Source organism: Ramlibacter sp. (assembly GCF_035554825.1).
Taxonomy (GTDB): Bacteria; Pseudomonadota; Gammaproteobacteria; order Burkholderiales; family Burkholderiaceae_C; genus Ramlibacter.
Map to the genome: position 1 here is coordinate 17,466 of NZ_DATMHS010000072.1, position 14,737 is coordinate 32,202.

16 protein-coding genes are annotated in these 14,737 nt (G+C 73.0%); 13 read left to right on the forward strand and 3 right to left on the reverse strand.

Annotated features, from left to right (window positions below; all coding sequences use genetic code 11):
• Nucleotides 1-13: 13 nt before the first annotated feature.
• On the reverse strand, nt 14-202 hold the full coding sequence (locus VNT59_RS08350) for a hypothetical protein (RefSeq protein WP_325497866.1): 189 nt from the start codon (nt 200-202) through the stop codon (nt 14-16).
• On the reverse strand, nt 199-384 hold the full coding sequence (locus tag VNT59_RS08355) for a hypothetical protein (protein WP_325497867.1): 186 nt from the start codon (nt 382-384) through the stop codon (nt 199-201). Before VNT59_RS08355 ends, VNT59_RS08350 begins: the two co-directional genes overlap by 4 nt.
• Before the next feature lie 210 nt (nt 385-594).
• Here VNT59_RS08355 and hutG point away from each other — a divergent pair, with 210 nt between their 5' ends.
• From hutG to VNT59_RS08420, 13 genes are all read left to right on the forward strand, one after another.
• Complete coding sequence (gene hutG / locus VNT59_RS08360) at nt 595-1,398, forward strand: N-formylglutamate deformylase (RefSeq protein WP_325497868.1); 804 nt, start codon at nt 595-597, stop codon at nt 1,396-1,398.
• A 160-nt stretch (nt 1,399-1,558) separates the two neighbouring features.
• Entirely contained in the window at nt 1,559-2,653 is a 1,095-nt protein-coding gene (locus tag VNT59_RS08365; protein WP_325497869.1) for an efflux RND transporter periplasmic adaptor subunit, read from the forward strand.
• Nucleotides 2,654-2,666: 13 nt separating this feature from the next.
• The gene (locus VNT59_RS08370; RefSeq protein ID WP_325497870.1) at nt 2,667-5,948 is read left to right on the forward strand and encodes an efflux RND transporter permease subunit; all 3,282 of its coding nucleotides are present in this window, start codon (nt 2,667-2,669) and stop codon (nt 5,946-5,948) included.
• A gap of 43 nt (nt 5,949-5,991) precedes the next feature.
• On the forward strand, nt 5,992-6,216 hold the full coding sequence (locus VNT59_RS08375) for a DUF2892 domain-containing protein (protein ID WP_325497871.1): 225 nt from the start codon (nt 5,992-5,994) through the stop codon (nt 6,214-6,216).
• A gap of 124 nt (nt 6,217-6,340) precedes the next feature.
• A complete protein-coding gene (locus tag VNT59_RS08380; RefSeq protein ID WP_325497872.1) occupies nt 6,341-6,631 on the forward strand; it encodes a metal-sensing transcriptional repressor in 291 nt (96 codons plus the stop codon).
• A 200-nt stretch (nt 6,632-6,831) separates the two neighbouring features.
• Nucleotides 6,832-7,170, forward strand: a complete 339-nt coding sequence (locus VNT59_RS08385; RefSeq protein ID WP_325497873.1) for a metalloregulator ArsR/SmtB family transcription factor — start codon at nt 6,832-6,834, stop codon at nt 7,168-7,170.
• The gene (locus VNT59_RS08390) at nt 7,167-7,598 is read left to right on the forward strand and encodes a YeeE/YedE family protein (RefSeq protein ID WP_325497874.1); all 432 of its coding nucleotides are present in this window, start codon (nt 7,167-7,169) and stop codon (nt 7,596-7,598) included. Before VNT59_RS08385 ends, VNT59_RS08390 begins: the two co-directional genes overlap by 4 nt.
• Before the next feature lie 10 nt (nt 7,599-7,608).
• A complete protein-coding gene (locus VNT59_RS08395) occupies nt 7,609-8,046 on the forward strand; it encodes a YeeE/YedE family protein (RefSeq protein ID WP_325497875.1) in 438 nt (145 codons plus the stop codon).
• A gap of 30 nt (nt 8,047-8,076) precedes the next feature.
• Nucleotides 8,077-8,859, forward strand: coding sequence for a sulfite exporter TauE/SafE family protein (locus VNT59_RS08400; RefSeq protein ID WP_325497937.1), 783 nt, complete (start codon nt 8,077-8,079; stop codon nt 8,857-8,859).
• 63 nt (nt 8,860-8,922) lie between these two features.
• Nucleotides 8,923-10,152, forward strand: coding sequence for an MFS transporter (locus VNT59_RS08405; RefSeq protein WP_325497876.1), 1,230 nt, complete (start codon nt 8,923-8,925; stop codon nt 10,150-10,152).
• A gap of 57 nt (nt 10,153-10,209) precedes the next feature.
• Nucleotides 10,210-11,898, forward strand: a complete 1,689-nt coding sequence (locus VNT59_RS08410) for an ExeA family protein (RefSeq protein ID WP_325497877.1) — start codon at nt 10,210-10,212, stop codon at nt 11,896-11,898.
• 2 nt (nt 11,899-11,900) lie between these two features.
• On the forward strand, nt 11,901-12,770 hold the full coding sequence (locus VNT59_RS08415; RefSeq protein WP_325497878.1) for a general secretion pathway protein GspB: 870 nt from the start codon (nt 11,901-11,903) through the stop codon (nt 12,768-12,770).
• A gap of 124 nt (nt 12,771-12,894) precedes the next feature.
• The gene (locus VNT59_RS08420) at nt 12,895-13,896 is read left to right on the forward strand and encodes a tripartite tricarboxylate transporter substrate binding protein (RefSeq protein ID WP_325497879.1); all 1,002 of its coding nucleotides are present in this window, start codon (nt 12,895-12,897) and stop codon (nt 13,894-13,896) included.
• A gap of 10 nt (nt 13,897-13,906) precedes the next feature.
• Here the strand turns inward: VNT59_RS08420 and VNT59_RS08425 are convergent, their stop codons facing one another.
• Nucleotides 13,907-14,617, reverse strand: coding sequence for a hypothetical protein (locus tag VNT59_RS08425; protein WP_325497880.1), 711 nt, complete (start codon nt 14,615-14,617; stop codon nt 13,907-13,909).
• Nucleotides 14,618-14,737 lie beyond the last annotated feature (120 nt).

Here is a 14,737-nt window from a genome sequence, read left to right on the forward strand (position 1 = left end):
CCGGCGGCCGCGGTCAGGGTTCCGGGTCGGCCCCGCCGTCGTCCGGTGGCGCCGGGTCCTGCGGCAGGGGATCGCGCCGGCGCTTCTTGACCATGGCGCGGAAGGCCGCGTCCGCGCCCGAACCGGTGCGCGCCGGGTCGCCGGACTGCTGGTGCTGGCCGCCGCTTTCGGCAGGGTCCTCGGGCGTGTGGTCGCGGTTCACGAGCGCTGGCCTCCGGCTGCGTCGTCCGCGTCGCCGCTGTGGCGGCGTTGCCGCTGGCCCTGCGAGATCATGTGCGCCAGGGCGCTGGCCGCGCCTTCGCCCGTGGTGCCCGATTCGTGCTGCTCGCCCGAGGATGGCTGCTCCTCGCTTCGATCGTCCTTGGTGTTGTCCGAACCGCTCATGATTGTTCCCCGTATCCGCTGCAGCCGGGGTCGACCCTGCGCAGGCACCCGCATTGTGGGCCGCGGCCGCCAGCTCAGCGGTCGGACTACGGCTGAGGCAGCTGTAGGAATGATTCCGACAGCCGCGCCGCGCTCGTTGGCGCCGCGCCGGCGATCGGGCGGGCCGGATGGGGTACAACCGCGGCTGCTGTTTCTTCCGGATGTTTTGAGATGAGTTTCGATCTGCACCGCGGCAGCTCGCCGCTGCTGGTGAGCATGCCCCACGTCGGCACGGAGATCCCGGCCGACCTGCGCGAGCGCTACCTCCCCCGCGCCCTTGCCGTCGAAGACGCCGACTGGCACCTGCACCAGCTCTACGACTGGCTGCCGGCGCTGGGCTCCAGCGTGCTGCGGCCCCGTTATGCGCGCTACGTCATCGACCTGAACCGGCCGCCGGACGACGCACCGATGTATCCCGGTGCGTCCAACACCGAGCTGTGCCCGACGCGCTTCTTCGACGGCACCCCGTTGTACCGGCCGGGGCAGGAGCCGGGCCCGGAAGAGCGGTTGCGGCGCCGGGCCGGCTACTGGCAGCCCTACCACGACGCCCTGGCCGCCGAGCTCGATCGCATCCGCGGCGAGCACGGCTACGTGCTGCTGTGGGACGCCCACAGCATCCGCTCGGTGATCCCCTGGTTGTTCGAAGGCCGGCTGCCGGACCTCAACATCGGCACGGCCGGCGGCACCGCGGCCGATCCGTCGGTGGGCGAGGCCGTGCGAACGGCGGCCGCGGCGGCGGCCGGCGCCTTCACGCACGCCCTGAACGGGCGTTTCAAGGGCGGCTACATCACGCGCCGCTACGGCGCGCCGCAGCGCCAGGTCCAGGCGGTGCAACTGGAAATGTGCCAATGCACCTACATGAGCGAGACCGCGCCGTTCGGCTACGACGAGGCGGCGGCCCGCCGGGTACAGCCGGTCGTCCGCTCGATGATGGAAGCCGCCATCGGTGCCTGCCGCGCGCTCTACGGTCGTTGAGGCCTGACCGGCGCCGCGCGCGGGCAGGATGAGCTCATGAGCGCCAGCGGCTGCTGAGCGCCCTGGCCGGCGCGCGGGCCAGTCCGTCGGCGGCAGGAGGTCGACGTTGTACTCCTGGGGGTATGTTGTATACTCCAGGCAGTACAGACACGAACCTGCCATGCCGGACCATCGCCCCCGCCATCCTGACCCGCTGCGCCGCCGCCTCGCGGCGCTGGCACTGGTGCTCGCGCCCGCGCTGGCCGCGGCCGCGGCCGCCGACGCGCCGGGACCCGAGGTCCCGGTCGTGAAAGCCGCCGGCCAGGCGGTGGCCGTGGGCTTCGAGTTCGACGGCGTGATCGAACCGGTGAAGCAGAGCACGGTATCGGCGCAGGCGAGCGGACGCGTGATCCAGCTGGCCGTCACGGCCGGCGACCGGGTGCGCGCCGGCCAGCTGCTCGCGACCATCGACGACCGCGAAAGTCAGGCCGGCCTGCAGCGCAGCCAGGCCCAGGTGGCGCAGGCGGAAGCGGAGTTGCGCAACGCGCAAGCCAACGAGCGGCGCACCCGCGAGCTGCAGTCCAAGGGCTTCGTGAGCAAGGCGGCGCTCGACACCGCCGAGGCGGGCCTGAAATCGGCGCAGGCCGCCCGCGAGCAGGCGGTCGCCGGGCAGCGCCAGTCCGCCCTGGCCCAGGGCTTCACGCGGGTGACCGCGCCGTACGACGGCTGGGTGCGCGAGACGCTGGCGCAGGCCGGCGACCTGGCCGTGCCCGGCAAGCCGCTGCTGACCGTCTACGCGCCGCAGCCGCTGCGGGCGGTGGTGCATGTGCCGATGTCGCGCGGCGCCGCCGCCCGCGCGGCGGGACAGGTGGAAGTGCGTCTTCCCGGCGGCAACGGGCAAGCGGCCTGGATCAAGCCGGTGCAGCGCGAGGTGCTCCCGGTGGCCGACGCGGTCGCCCAGACCGTCGAATGGCGGCTCGAGTTGCCGCCGGCCGCGGCGGGCCAGCTGGCCCCGGGGCAGCAGGTGCGGGTGCGCTTCAGCGGCAGCGAGGCGGTGCGCATGCTGGTGCCCGCATCGGCGATCCTGCGTCGCGGCGAACTCACCGCGGTCTACGTCGCCTCGGCCGAAGGCGCGTTCGTGCTGAAGGCGGTGCGCCTCGGCGCGGACCACGGCGCCGCCGGCGTCGAGATCGTGGCCGGCCTGCGGCCCGAAGACCGGGTGGCGATCGACCCGGTGCGGGCGGGACTGGCCGGCGCCCGGGCGGGGACGCGCTGAGGTGAGCCAGACCATGGCATCCACCCCCCACGACGGCGGCGAGCGGCGGCTGGGCCTGTCCGGCCGGATCGCGGCGGCGTTCCAGGCCAATGCCATCACGCCGCTGCTGGCGCTGGTCGCGCTGCTGCTCGGCGCGTTCGCCGTCATGGTGACGCCGCGCGAGGAGGAGCCGCAGATCAACGTCACCATGGCCAACGTGCTGATCGCGTTCCCCGGCGCCTCGAGCGCGGACGTGCAGAACATGGTGGCGCGTCCGGCGGAGCAGGTGCTGGCGCAGATCGCCGGCATCGAGCACACCTATTCGGTCGCGCGTCCCGGCATGGCGATCCTCACGGTGCAGTTCAAGGTGGGCGTGCCGCGCACCGAGGCGCTGGTGCGCCTGCACGACGTGCTCAGCGCCAACCAGGACTGGCTGCCGCGCGACCTCGGCGTGCTGCCGCCGCTGGTCAAGCCCAAGGGCATCGACGACGTGCCTGTGTTCGGCGTCACGTTGTGGAGCCGCGAGGCGCTGCCGGCCAACGATCTGGAGCGCGTGACCCGCACGCTGGAGGCCGAGCTGAAGTCGGTGCCCGGCGCGCGCGAAGTGCAGAGCACGGGCGGCCCCGGCCGCGCCGTCCACGTCTGGCTCGATCCGCAGCGGCTGCGCGAGCGGCAGGTGGACCTGCCGGGGCTCAAGAACGCGCTGGCCGCGGCCAACCTGCGCATGCCTTCGGGCAGCGTCCTCGATGGCGACGGCGGCGTCTCGCAGATGCTGGCGGTGGAGACCGGCGAGTTCCTGCGCAGCGCCGAAGATGTCGCCTCGCTGGTGGTGGGCGTCAGCCAGGGCCGGCCGGTCTATCTGCGCGAAGTGGCCCGGGTCGAAGCCGGCGCCCAGTTGCCGCAGCGCTACGTGTGGTTCACGCCGGGTGCCGCGGCCGGCGAGGCCGCGGCGGGCCAGGCGGCCCCGGCCGGACAGGTCTATCCGGCCGTGACGCTCACCGTGACGAAGAAGCCCGGCGAAAACGCCGTGTCGGTGGCGCAGGGCGCGCGCGAGCGCCTGGAGCTGCTGCGCAACACGGTCATTCCCGCCAACATCGAGAGCACGATCACGCGCGACTACGGCCAGACTGCCGCCGAGAAGGCGAACAAGCTCATCCAGAAGCTGGCCTTCGCCACCGGCTCCGTGATCCTGCTGGTGGGACTGGCCCTGGGCCGGCGCGAGGCGGTGATCGTCGGCGCGGCCGTCATCCTCACGCTCACGGCGACGCTGTTCGCCTCCTGGGCCTGGGGCTTCACGCTCAACCGGGTGTCGCTGTTCGCGCTGATCTTCTCGATCGGCATCCTGGTGGACGACGCGATCGTGGTGGTGGAGAACATCCACCGGCACCAGCAGCTCGAACCGCACAAGCCGCTGCGCGCCATTATCCCCGGCGCGGTGGACGAGGTCGGCGGTCCGACCATCCTGGCGACCTTCACCGTGATCGCGGCCCTGCTGCCGATGGCGTTCGTGACCGGGCTGATGGGGCCGTACATGAGCCCGATCCCGATCAACTCGAGCCTCGGCATGGCGATCTCGCTGGCGATCGCCTTCACCGTCACGCCCTGGCTGGCGCTCAAGATGCTGAAGAAGCACGAGCACGCTGCCGAGCCGCTGGCGTCGCAGCGCGGCCTGGGCCCGCGGCTGCAGCGCCTGTTCGGCGCGCTGCTGCGGCCGCTGCTGTCGAGCGCGCGCAAGCGCTGGCTGCTGCTGGCCGGCATCGTGGCCGCGCTGCTGCTGTCGGCCGGCCTGACGGTGGTGCAGTGGGTGGTGCTCAAGATGCTGCCCTTCGACAACAAGAGCGAGTTCCAGGTGGTGGTCGACATGCCGGCGGGCACGCCGCTGGAGGGCACCGCGGCCGCCTTGCACGACCTGGGCGCGTTCCTCGCGCGCCAGCCCGAGGTGCGCGACCTGCAGGGCTATGCCGGCAGCGCCAGCCCGATCACCTTCAACGGTCTGGTGCGCCAGTACTACCTGCGCGCCGACGCGGAGCAGGGCGACCTGCAGGTGAACCTGGTCGACAAGCACCACCGCTCGCAGCAGAGCCACCCGATCGCGCAGCGGCTGCGCCCCGAGCTGGAGCGGATCGCCGCGCGCCACCAGGCGCGGATCAAGGTGGTGGAGGTGCCGCCGGGGCCGCCGGTCATGAGTCCGCTGGTGGCCGAGGTCTACGGCCCCGACGAAGCCGGGCGCCAGGCCCTGGCCGGGCGGCTGGCGCATGCCTTCGGCGCGACGCCCGACATCGTGGCGATCGACACGACGCTCAAGGAAGACGCGCCGCGCGCCCGGCTCACGGTGCGGCGCCAGCGCGCCGAGTCGCTGGGCATTCCGGTCGCCACGGTGGCGCAGACGGTGCAGAGCGCGCTCGCCGGCGCCGACGCGGCCTACCTGCACGACGGCCGCAGCAAGTATCCGGTCCCGGTGCGGCTGCAGTTGCCGCGCGAATCGCAGGTCGGCCTGGACGCGCTGCTGGCGCTGCCGGTGCGCGCGGCGTCCGGGCAGGTGGTGCCGCTGTCGGAGCTGGTGCAGGTCGAGCGCGACGTGATCGACAAGCCGCTGCACACCAAGGACCTGCTGCCGGTGAGCTACGTCTTCGGCGACATGGCGGGCCGGCTCGACTCGCCGCTGTACGGCCTGTTCGCGATCCGCGAGCGGCTCGCGACGGCGGCGCTGCCGGGCACCGGCGGCCTGCAGGAATACTGGATCCGCCAGCCGGCGGACGCCTGGCGCCACTACGCGATCAAGTGGGATGGCGAGTGGCAGATCACGTACGAGACCTTCCGCGACATGGGCGCCGCCTATGCGGTGGGACTGATCCTGATCTACCTGCTGGTGGTGGCCCAGTTCCGCAGCTACCTGACGCCGGTGGTGATCATGGCGCCGATCCCGCTCACGCTGATCGGCGTGCTGCCTGGGCACGCGCTGCTGGGCGCGCAGTTCACCGCCACCAGCATGATCGGCATGATCGCGCTGGCCGGCATCATCGTGCGCAATTCGATCCTGCTGGTGGACTTCATCGAGCTGCAGGTGGCCCAGGGCCGGCCCCTGCGCGACGCCGTGATCGACGCGGCCGCGGTGCGGGCGCAGCCGATCGCGCTCACCGGGCTGGCCGCCATGATCGGCGCCTTCTTCATCCTGGACGACCCGATCTTCAACGGGCTGGCGGTGTCCCTCATCTTCGGCATCCTGGTCTCCACGCTGCTCACGCTGGTGGTGATCCCGGTGCTCTATTTCGCCCTGTACCAGGGGCGGCATCCCGCGCCGCCCGCCGCCGCCTGAGCTTCATCCGCGCGTCCATCACTTTCAACCCCTGGAGACCACCATGACCGTCGACCGTTACATCCGCGTCTTTGCCGGCCTGTTCATCCTCGTCTCGCTCGCCCTGGGCATCGAGGGCAGCCCGCTCTTCGTGAGCAGGTGGGCGCTGGCCTTCACCACCTTCGTCGGCGCGAACCTGCTCCAGTCGGGGTTCACCAACGTCTGCCCGCTGGCCTTCTTCCTGAAGAAACTGGGTGTCTCTGAAACGGCCGCCAGCTGCGCCCGCTGAACGCGCGGACGCAGCGGCGGGCGATCCCGGGGCGGGCCCGGCCCGGCGCGCTGCTGGCATCATGCAGGGCTTTGCGCCGGACCATCTCGGCCCGGCGCTGGGACGCATCCTGGAGAACCGACCCATGGCTTCCTTGGACAACCCGGCCGCCCGCGCCGACATCGTCAACCGCTTGAAGCGCGCCGAGGGCCAGCTGCGCGGCGTGCAGCGCATGATCGAGGAGGGCGAGCCCTGCGTGAAGGTCGCGCAGCAGCTGTCCGCGGTGCGCAAGGCCCTCGACAGCACCTACGTCCACATGACGATCTGCCTGGTGCAGCAGGAAGTGGAGGCCCGCCTGGGCGCCGACACCAAGACCCAGGCCAAGCTCGAGCCGATCATGGCCGAGATGGAACGGCTGATCGGCCGCATCACCTGAATCCTCGCCTCCCGATCCCGCAGCGCCAGCGGGCGCGCGTCTCATTCGCCTGTCCTCACCCCGCTGCGGCCGCATGTCCCGGCCGCTGCCGGAGCGCGGCGCTCATCTCCCCCAACGGCATAGAAAACGATAATATATAAAAAGAGTATCTTTTGAAGTGACGCGAAATTGATCGGCGTCAACGCACGGGAGTCCGGAACATGATCGAGGAAGCAGCCCCAGAACTGGAGGAGCTGAGCCAGGCCGCCGACGCGGCCTGCGCCCTGCTCAAGAGCCTCGCCAACCCGGACCGGCTGCTGCTGCTGTGCGAACTGGCGCAGGGCGAGCGCAACGTCGGCCAGCTCGAACAGGCGCTGGGCATCGTGCAGCCGACGCTGTCGCAACAGCTCGGTGTGCTGCGCGAGGCCCGCCTGGTGGACACCCGCCGCGACGGCAAGCACGTGTACTACCGCATCGCGAGCCCGCAGGCGCTGGCGGTGATGCAGGTGCTGCACGCCCAGTTCTGCCCGGGCACCGCCGCCGGGGAGGACCGCCCATGACCATCGACTGGAACCACTTCACGCCGTGGGCGTCGCTGGCCGGCGGCCTGATGATCGGCCTGGCCGCGGCGCTGTTCGTCCTGCTGAGCGGCCGGCTGCTGGGCATCAGCGGCATCCTGGGCGGGCTGCTGGCACCGCGCGCCGGCGACGCCCGCTGGCGCCTCGCGTTCCTGGCGGGGCTGCTGGTGGCGCCGACCGTCTGGGCCCTGTTCGCGCCGCCGGCCGTGCCGCGCGTCCACGCCGGCGGCGCCGTGCTGCTGGTGGCCGGCCTGCTGGTCGGGTGGGGCACCCGGTACGGGTCCGGCTGCACCAGCGGGCACGGGGTGTGCGGCCTGTCGCGGCTGTCGCCGCGGTCGCTGGCCGCGACGCTGGCATTCATGGCGGCCGGTTTCGCCACGGTGTACGTCGTGCGCCATCTGCTGGCCTGAGGGAGCGTCCATGAACCGACTCGTCGAATTCCTGGTGGGCCTGCTGTTCGGCCTCGGCCTGATCCTCTCGGGCATGACCGACCCCGGCAAGGTGATCGGCTTCCTCGACATCGCCGGCGCCTGGGACCCCTCCCTCGCGTTCGTCATGGGCGGTGCGATCGGCGTCGGGGTGTTTGCCTTCGCGGCGGCCCGCCGGCGCGGCACGGCCTTGCTCGGCGGCGCCATGCAGTTGCCGGGCAACGCGCCGATCGACAAGCGGCTGCTGGTGGGCAGCCTGGTGTTCGGCGTCGGCTGGGGTCTGGCGGGCTTCTGTCCGGGTCCGGCGATCGTCGCTGCCGGCGCCGGCTTCCAGCCGGCCCTCGTCTTCGTGCTGGCCATGATCGCCGGCATGGCGGTCCACGAGTTCTCGGCGCAGCCGGCGGCGCGACGCAGCCCCGTCCTGGAGTAGCCGGTGGCGGCCGCGTGGCTGGCGCCGGGGATGGGCGTGCTCGTCGGCCTGGTGCTGGCGCTCACCGGCGCCGGCGGCGCGATCATCGCCGTGCCGCTGCTGGTCTTCGGGCTGCACCTGACGCTGGCCGAAGCGGCGCCGGTCGGACTGCTCGCCGTGGCGCTGGCCGCGTCCACCGGCGCGATGCTCGGACTGCGCTCGCGCGTGCTGCGCTACCGGGCCGCCGGGCTGATGGCCCTGGCCGGCGGCGTGGCGAGTCCCATCGGCTTGTGGGTGGCGCAGCGGGTGCCCAACGCGCCGCTCACGGCGGTCTTTGCGATGGTGCTCACGATCGTCGCCGTGCGCATGCTGCGGCAAGCCTGGCTGGAGCAGCACGGCGCCGTACCGGCCGCGGCCCACGCGCCGCCGTGCCGGCTCGACCCGGCCGCCGGCCGGCTGCGCTGGAACACTCCCTGTGCCGCTGCCCTGGCCGTCGCGGGCGCCGCGGCCGGATTTCTGTCCGGCCTGCTGGGCGTCGGCGGCGGCTTCATCCTGGTGCCGAGCCTGCTGGCGGCGAGCGACCTGCCGATGAAGGCGATCATCGCGACGTCGATGGGCGTGCTGGCGCTGGTGTCCGCGGTCGGCGTCGTCGGTGCGAGCATCGCCGGCCACATGCAGTGGCAGGTCGGCTGGCCGTTCGCCGGCGGCGCGCTCGCCGGACTGCTGCTGGGCCGCCGCTTCGCCGGCCGGCTGGCCGGGCCCCGGCTGCAGCAGGGCTTCGCGCTGCTGGCGCTGGGCATCGCCGCCGGGCTGCTGGTCAAGATCGCGCGCTGAAAGCGCCGCCGCGCCGCAGGGTCGGTGCGCCCGGGGCGGCGCGGCGCCGCTACCATCGCGGCCATGAGCAGCACCTTCGGCGCCCAGGCGCCTGCCCCGGCCAGCCTGCGCCAGGACGCGGGCGTGATCGGCCTGGTCGGCCTGGCCCACATGATCAGCCACTTCAGCCAGCTGCTGCTGCCGCCCCTGTTCCCCTGGCTGCGGGATGCCCTGGAGGTGAACTACACCCAGCTCGGGTTCCTGATGACGCTGTTCTTCGTCGTCTCCTGCGCGGTGCAGGCGTCGGCCGGGTTCCTCGTCGACCGCTACGGGCCGCGGCCGATCCTGCTCGGCGGCCTCGGGCTGGTGGGCCTGGCGGCATTCGGCTTCGCGGCCAGTCCCAACTACTGGACGATGGCGCTGTGCGCGATCGTGGCGGGCATCGGCAATGGCGTCTTTCACCCGGTCGATTACACGCTCCTCAATCGCAAGGTGAGCGCGCGGCGGCTCGGCCACGCCTACAGCTTCCACGGTATCACCGGCAGCCTCGGCTGGGCGCTGGCGCCGGCGCTGGTGGTGCCGATCGCGATCGCTTTCTCCTGGCGCGCCGCGCTGGCGGCGGCCGGCGCGCTGGTGCTCGCCGTGCTCGTGGTGCTGGCACTGAACCGGCGGCGGCTGGCGCTGCCGCGCGCCACGCCGCACCAGGCGGCAGCGAGCCACGGCGGCCTCGAGTTTCTGCGCATCCCCGCGGTCTGGATGTGCTTCGCGTTCTTCCTGTTCTGGGCCGTGATCCTCAGCGGCGTGCAGGCCTATGCGCCGGAAGCAGCGCGCCAGCTGCACGGCGTGCCGGTGGCGCTCGGGGCCATGTGCGTGACGGTCTACATGGTCTGCAGCGCGGGCGGCATGGTGCTGGGCGGCTTCCTGGCGGCCGATCCCGCCCGCTGCGAGCGGGTCGTCGGCGCCGGCTTCGGGCTGGGCGCGATCGTCGCGCTGCTGGTCGCCACCCTGCCGCTGCCGGCGCTGGCCGTTCCGGCGCTGTTCGGCGTGATGGGGTTCGGCAGCGGCATCGCCGGTCCCTCGCGTGACCTGCTCGTGAAGCGTTCGACCCCCGAGAACGCGACCGGCCGCGTCTATGGCGTCGTGTATTCCGGGCTCGACATCGGCCAGGCGCTGGCGCCGCTCGCCTTCGGCCGCCTGATCGACCATGGCCAGTACGCGGGCGTCTGGCTGGTGCTGGTGGCCATGCAGGCCGTGCTGATCACCAGCGCGTTCCGGGTGCAGCGCGTGCGCCGCACCGTGCGCGCCGCCGCCTGAGGGCAGGCCGGGCCCCGGCGCCTCCCCCGCCCACCCCGCGGGGTATGCTTGGGACCCATGTACGCAGCCTATTTCGGCCTCGCCCAGGAACCGTTCTCGATCGCTCCCGATCCGCGCTACCTGTACATGAGCGAGCGCCACCGCGAAGCGCTCGCGCACCTGCTGTACGGGCTGGGCGCCGGCGGCGGCTTCGTGCTGCTGTCGGGCGAGATCGGCACCGGCAAGACCACCGTATGCCGGCTGTTCCTGGAGCAGATTCCGGCCAACTGCAACGTCGCCTACATCTTCAATCCGAAGCTGACGGTGATCGAGCTGCTGCAGTCGATCTGCGACGAGTTCCACATCCCGGTGCCGGCGCCCGACCATCCGCGGACGGTGAAGGAATACCTCGACCCGCTCAACGAGTTCCTGCTGCGCGAACACGCGGCCGGCCGCAACAACGTGCTGATCATCGACGAGGCCCAGAACCTCTCGGCCGAGGTGCTGGAGCAGTTGCGGCTGCTGACCAACCTCGAGACCAGCGAGCGCAAGCTGCTGCAGATCATCCTGATCGGCCAGCCCGAGCTGCGCAGCATGCTGGCGCGCCCCGAGCTGGAGCAACTGGCGCAGCGCGTGATCGCCCGTTACCACCTCGATGCGATGAGCGCCGCCGAGACCGCGCAGTACATCCAGCACCGGCTGGAAGTGGCCGGGCTCTCGCGGCCGCTGCCGTTCGACCGCGCCGCCCTGGAACGCGTGCACCAGCGGGCCCGCGGTGTGCCGCGCCGGGTCAACCTGCTGTGCGACCGTTCGCTGCTCGGCGCGTTCGCGACCGGGCAGGGGACGGTCGACCGGCGCACGGTGGACAAGGCGGCGGCCGAGGTGTTCGGCACGGCGCCGGCCGCGCCCGCGCGCTGGCCGCGCGCGGTGGCGGCGCTGGGGCTGGGCCTCGCCGCCGGCGCCGGCCTGTACGCCGCCGCCAGCCGCTGGCTCGAGCCGCAGGCGCCCGCCCAGCTCGCGGCGCGCCGGCCGGCGCCGGCCGCATCGGCCCCCGCCACCCGCGCCGTCCAGGGGGCAGCGGCGTCGGCGAGCGCGGCACCCGGGGCCGCACCGCTCGCCGCCAGCGCGCCGCTGCCGACGGCCGCCGCAGCCTTGGCCGCCAGCGCGCCGCTGGCGACCGCTGCGCCCACGCTGCTGCGCGACCAGGACCAAGCCTGGCGCGAACTGGCCAAGGCCTGGAAGGTCGACCTGCCGCCGGACGGCGACCCCTGCCGCGCGGTGCAGAAGGAGGGCCTGCAGTGCTTCAGCCGCGCCCTGAGCGTCGCCCTGATTCGCGAACTGGCGCGGCCCGGCATCATCACGCTCGATGCGGACGGCGGGGCCCCGCGGTATGCCTTGCTGACGGGCCTGACGCGCGACACGGCGACCTTGCGTGCCGCCGGCACCGAACAGACGGTGACCCTCGCCGCATTGGCCAAACGCTGGCAAGGCAGCTTCGCGACCCTGTGGCGGGTGCCGCCCGGATACAGCGCGCGCGGTGGCGCCGACGCCGCCACGCTGGACTGGATGGCAGCCGGTCTCGCGAAGGCGAACGGCGCGGCGGCGCCGGTCGCCCATAGCGGTCTCGACCCGGCGCTGCGCGGCCAGCTGCGAGCCTTCCAGCTGGCCCAGGGGCTGGCCGCCGACGGGCAGCCGGGGCCGCTCACCTTCATGCAACTCAATCGCGCAGCCGGGCTCGACGAGCCCCGCCTGCGCACCGGATCCTGACCATGTCGTACATCCTCGACGCCCTGAAGAAAGCCGACGCCCAGCGCGAGCGCGATCCCGCGCGCGGCATCCACGCGCAACCGGCGCCGCTGCCGGGGCCGCGGCAGGCCACGCCGGGCGCCCGGCCGTGGTTGTGGGCCGCGTCGGCGGCGGCGGTCGCGGCGCTGGCCTGGGCCGGCTGGTCTCTCTACGAAGACCGCGGCGCGGGAACGATGCCGCCGGCAGCGAGCGAGCAGGCGCGGCCACCGGCCGTGGCCGCCACGCCCGCACCGGCGCCGGCGGCCGCGACCGTCAGCCCGGTCGCGCCGGAGGCGGCCAGCGCGCCCCCGGCGCAAGAGCGCGTCGCAGCAGCGGTGATGCCGCCCCCGGCACCGGCCGCCGCAGCTGCGCCGGCACCGGACGCCAGGACGACGGCGGCGCCGGTCGGGCGCAGCCGGACGCTGGCCGCGGCCGCACCGGGCGCGGCGCCGGCGAAGGCGGCCGCCCCCGCGGCCGCGGCACCATCGGTGCCGCCGTCGGGCGCGGCGCCAGCCGTCGCGACGACGACCGCGGCCCCAGCCCGGGCGAACGCGGCACCGCCAGTCGCCACGCCATCCGGGACGGGCCCCGGCGTCGCCCCGGCCGCTGCGCCACCTGCGGCGGCGGCCGCAGCGGCCGACGCGGCGATCGTCAACGGCCTGCCGCCGGACGCGCCCAAGCTCGCCATCAACGGTGGCGTGTACTCGGCCAACCGCGCCCAGCGCATGCTGATCGTCAACGGCCAGGTCGTGAACGAAGGCGCCGATCTCGGCTCCGGCATCCTGCTCGAGGAGATTCGGCCCAAGGCCGCGGTGCTGCGGTTCCGCGGCGCCCGCTACAGCGTCGGGTTCTGATCCCGCGCACGTGGCCGCGATGATCCGGCTCGGCGCCGCGAGCGTTGAGGCTATGCTCGGGGCCGCGCGAGCCATCGCCGCGCGAGCGGCGCTGGCCGTCGAACACCCGTAGTCCCCCCTCCCCATGAACACTCCCAAGAATCCTCTCCGTCGCCGCGTCGCCAAGGCGGCGCTGACGGCCGTCGCGCTGGCGGCCCTCCTGTCCCATCCCGCCCGTGCCGACTGGCCGGACAAGCCGATCAAGTTCGTCGTGCCGTTCCCGGCCGGCCAGGCCACCGACATCTTTGCGCGGGCGCTCGCCGACCAGCTCACCAAGCGGCTGGGGCAGCCGGTCGTCGTCGACAACAAGGCGGGCGCCGGCAGCAACATCGGCACCGAATTCGTCGTGCGCTCGGCGCCCGACGGCTACACGCTGCTGGTCGCCGGCAGCGCGATGGCCGTGAACCAGACCCTGTACCCGAAGGTGAGCTTCGATCCGACCAGGGACCTGGTCGGCATCTCGCTGATCGCGAAGGTGCCGCTGGTGTTCCTGGCCACGCCGCAGTCGGGCATCACGTCGATGAAGGAACTGGCCGCACAGGCCAAGGCGAAGCCGGGCCAGCTCAATTACGCGAGCGCCGGCATCGGCGGCACGCAGCACCTGTCCGGCGAGCTGTTCAAGTCGATGGCCGGCGTGTACGTCACCCACATCCCCTACCGGGGCAGCGCGCCGGCGCAGGCCGACTTCCTGGGCAACCAGGTGCCGCTGATGGTCGACTCGGTCACCGCGGCGCTGCCCCACATCCAGGCCAAGCGCGCCATCCCACTCGCCGTGACCTCCTCGACCCGAACCTCGCTGCTGCCCGGCGTGCCCACCGTGGCCGAAAGCGGCGTCGCGGGCGTGAAGGGTTTCGAGGCGGTGGGCTGGCTCGGCCTGATGGCGCCGCGCGGCACCAGCGCCGAGATCGTCGCGCGCCTGCAGCGCGAGGTGAACGAAGTGCTGCGCAGCGAAGGCATGGCGCGCTTCATCACCGAGCGCGGCTCGGTGCCGGCGCCGACCACGGGGCCCGAGTTCGACGCCTTCGTCGCGGCGGAGATCCAGAAGTGGGGCCGCGCCGTGAAGATCTCCGGCGCCAAGCCGGAGTGAGCGCGCGGCTTTAATCGACGGCCGGCTGCGGCGCCTGGAACACCGACCAGCGGCCGTCCTTGAACAGGTACAGGCCCGATGACAGCCGCGCCCCGGGCCCGCCGGCATACAGCGCGGCGACGCTGAAACGCAGGCTGGCGACGGCGGCCTCGTCGTGCGCCGATGCGTACACCAGGCCGCCGCGCCGCGGCACCGCCACCACCAGTCCCTCGGGATGGCCCGCCTGCAGCGACGCCCAGAACTCGCGATCGAGGAAGTAGCTGCTGGTGAGCTCGGGGGCGGCGGTGCGCACTTCCATCAGGCCGGCCGTCCACGGCTGCACCACCGGCGCGCCGTGCAGGCGCCGCAGGTTGGCCACCGCCAGCCGCAGCGCCTGGTCGGGACTCAGACGCAGCCGCGCGAGATCGTCGGGCGAGGCGCTCTGCAAGGTCTTGCTGCCCTCGAACACCAGCCGGATGTGCATGTCCCCGAGGTACTGGTACCAGCTGGTCTCGAACTCGACCCGCCGGCCGTCGGCGGTCGTGCCCTGCAGCCGGCCGTACGGCGCCAGCGCTTCGTCCTGCTTGTTGGCGCCGGCGGATTCGCGCAGCACCACCATCAGGTTGGCCGCGCTGGTGTCTATGGTTTCCGCCGGCAGCGCGCCGGCGGCCTGCGCGGCGAGTCCGCCGCCCGCCAGTGCGAGCGCGACGAGCGCCCGCGCACCTTGACCGAGCCTGGTCATTGTCCGTTCCCCTCCGTCCTGCCGAACACACATGGTGACCGCGCTGCCACGATGTCGCAAGCGAGCGGCCGCGCCGGCGCGAAAAAAGTCGCGCCCCTGTGCAGGTCGCGTCGGAATCGT

Coding starts and splice junctions, on each gene's coding strand:
- VNT59_RS08355 (WP_325497867.1), bottom strand. CDS start 384: ATGAGCGGTTCGGACAACACCAAGGACGATCGAAGCGAGGAGCAGCCA.
- hutG (WP_325497868.1), top strand. CDS start 595: ATGAGTTTCGATCTGCACCGCGGCAGCTCGCCGCTGCTGGTGAGCATG.
- VNT59_RS08365 (WP_325497869.1), top strand. CDS start 1,559: ATGCCGGACCATCGCCCCCGCCATCCTGACCCGCTGCGCCGCCGCCTC.
- VNT59_RS08370 (WP_325497870.1), top strand. CDS start 2,667: ATGGCATCCACCCCCCACGACGGCGGCGAGCGGCGGCTGGGCCTGTCC.
- VNT59_RS08375 (WP_325497871.1), top strand. CDS start 5,992: ATGACCGTCGACCGTTACATCCGCGTCTTTGCCGGCCTGTTCATCCTC.
- VNT59_RS08380 (WP_325497872.1), top strand. CDS start 6,341: ATGGCTTCCTTGGACAACCCGGCCGCCCGCGCCGACATCGTCAACCGC.
- VNT59_RS08385 (WP_325497873.1), top strand. CDS start 6,832: ATGATCGAGGAAGCAGCCCCAGAACTGGAGGAGCTGAGCCAGGCCGCC.
- VNT59_RS08390 (WP_325497874.1), top strand. CDS start 7,167: ATGACCATCGACTGGAACCACTTCACGCCGTGGGCGTCGCTGGCCGGC.
- VNT59_RS08395 (WP_325497875.1), top strand. CDS start 7,609: ATGAACCGACTCGTCGAATTCCTGGTGGGCCTGCTGTTCGGCCTCGGC.
- VNT59_RS08400 (WP_325497937.1), top strand. CDS start 8,077: ATGGGCGTGCTCGTCGGCCTGGTGCTGGCGCTCACCGGCGCCGGCGGC.
- VNT59_RS08405 (WP_325497876.1), top strand. CDS start 8,923: ATGAGCAGCACCTTCGGCGCCCAGGCGCCTGCCCCGGCCAGCCTGCGC.
- VNT59_RS08410 (WP_325497877.1), top strand. CDS start 10,210: ATGTACGCAGCCTATTTCGGCCTCGCCCAGGAACCGTTCTCGATCGCT.
- VNT59_RS08415 (WP_325497878.1), top strand. CDS start 11,901: ATGTCGTACATCCTCGACGCCCTGAAGAAAGCCGACGCCCAGCGCGAG.
- VNT59_RS08420 (WP_325497879.1), top strand. CDS start 12,895: ATGAACACTCCCAAGAATCCTCTCCGTCGCCGCGTCGCCAAGGCGGCG.
- VNT59_RS08425 (WP_325497880.1), bottom strand. CDS start 14,617: ATGACCAGGCTCGGTCAAGGTGCGCGGGCGCTCGTCGCGCTCGCACTG.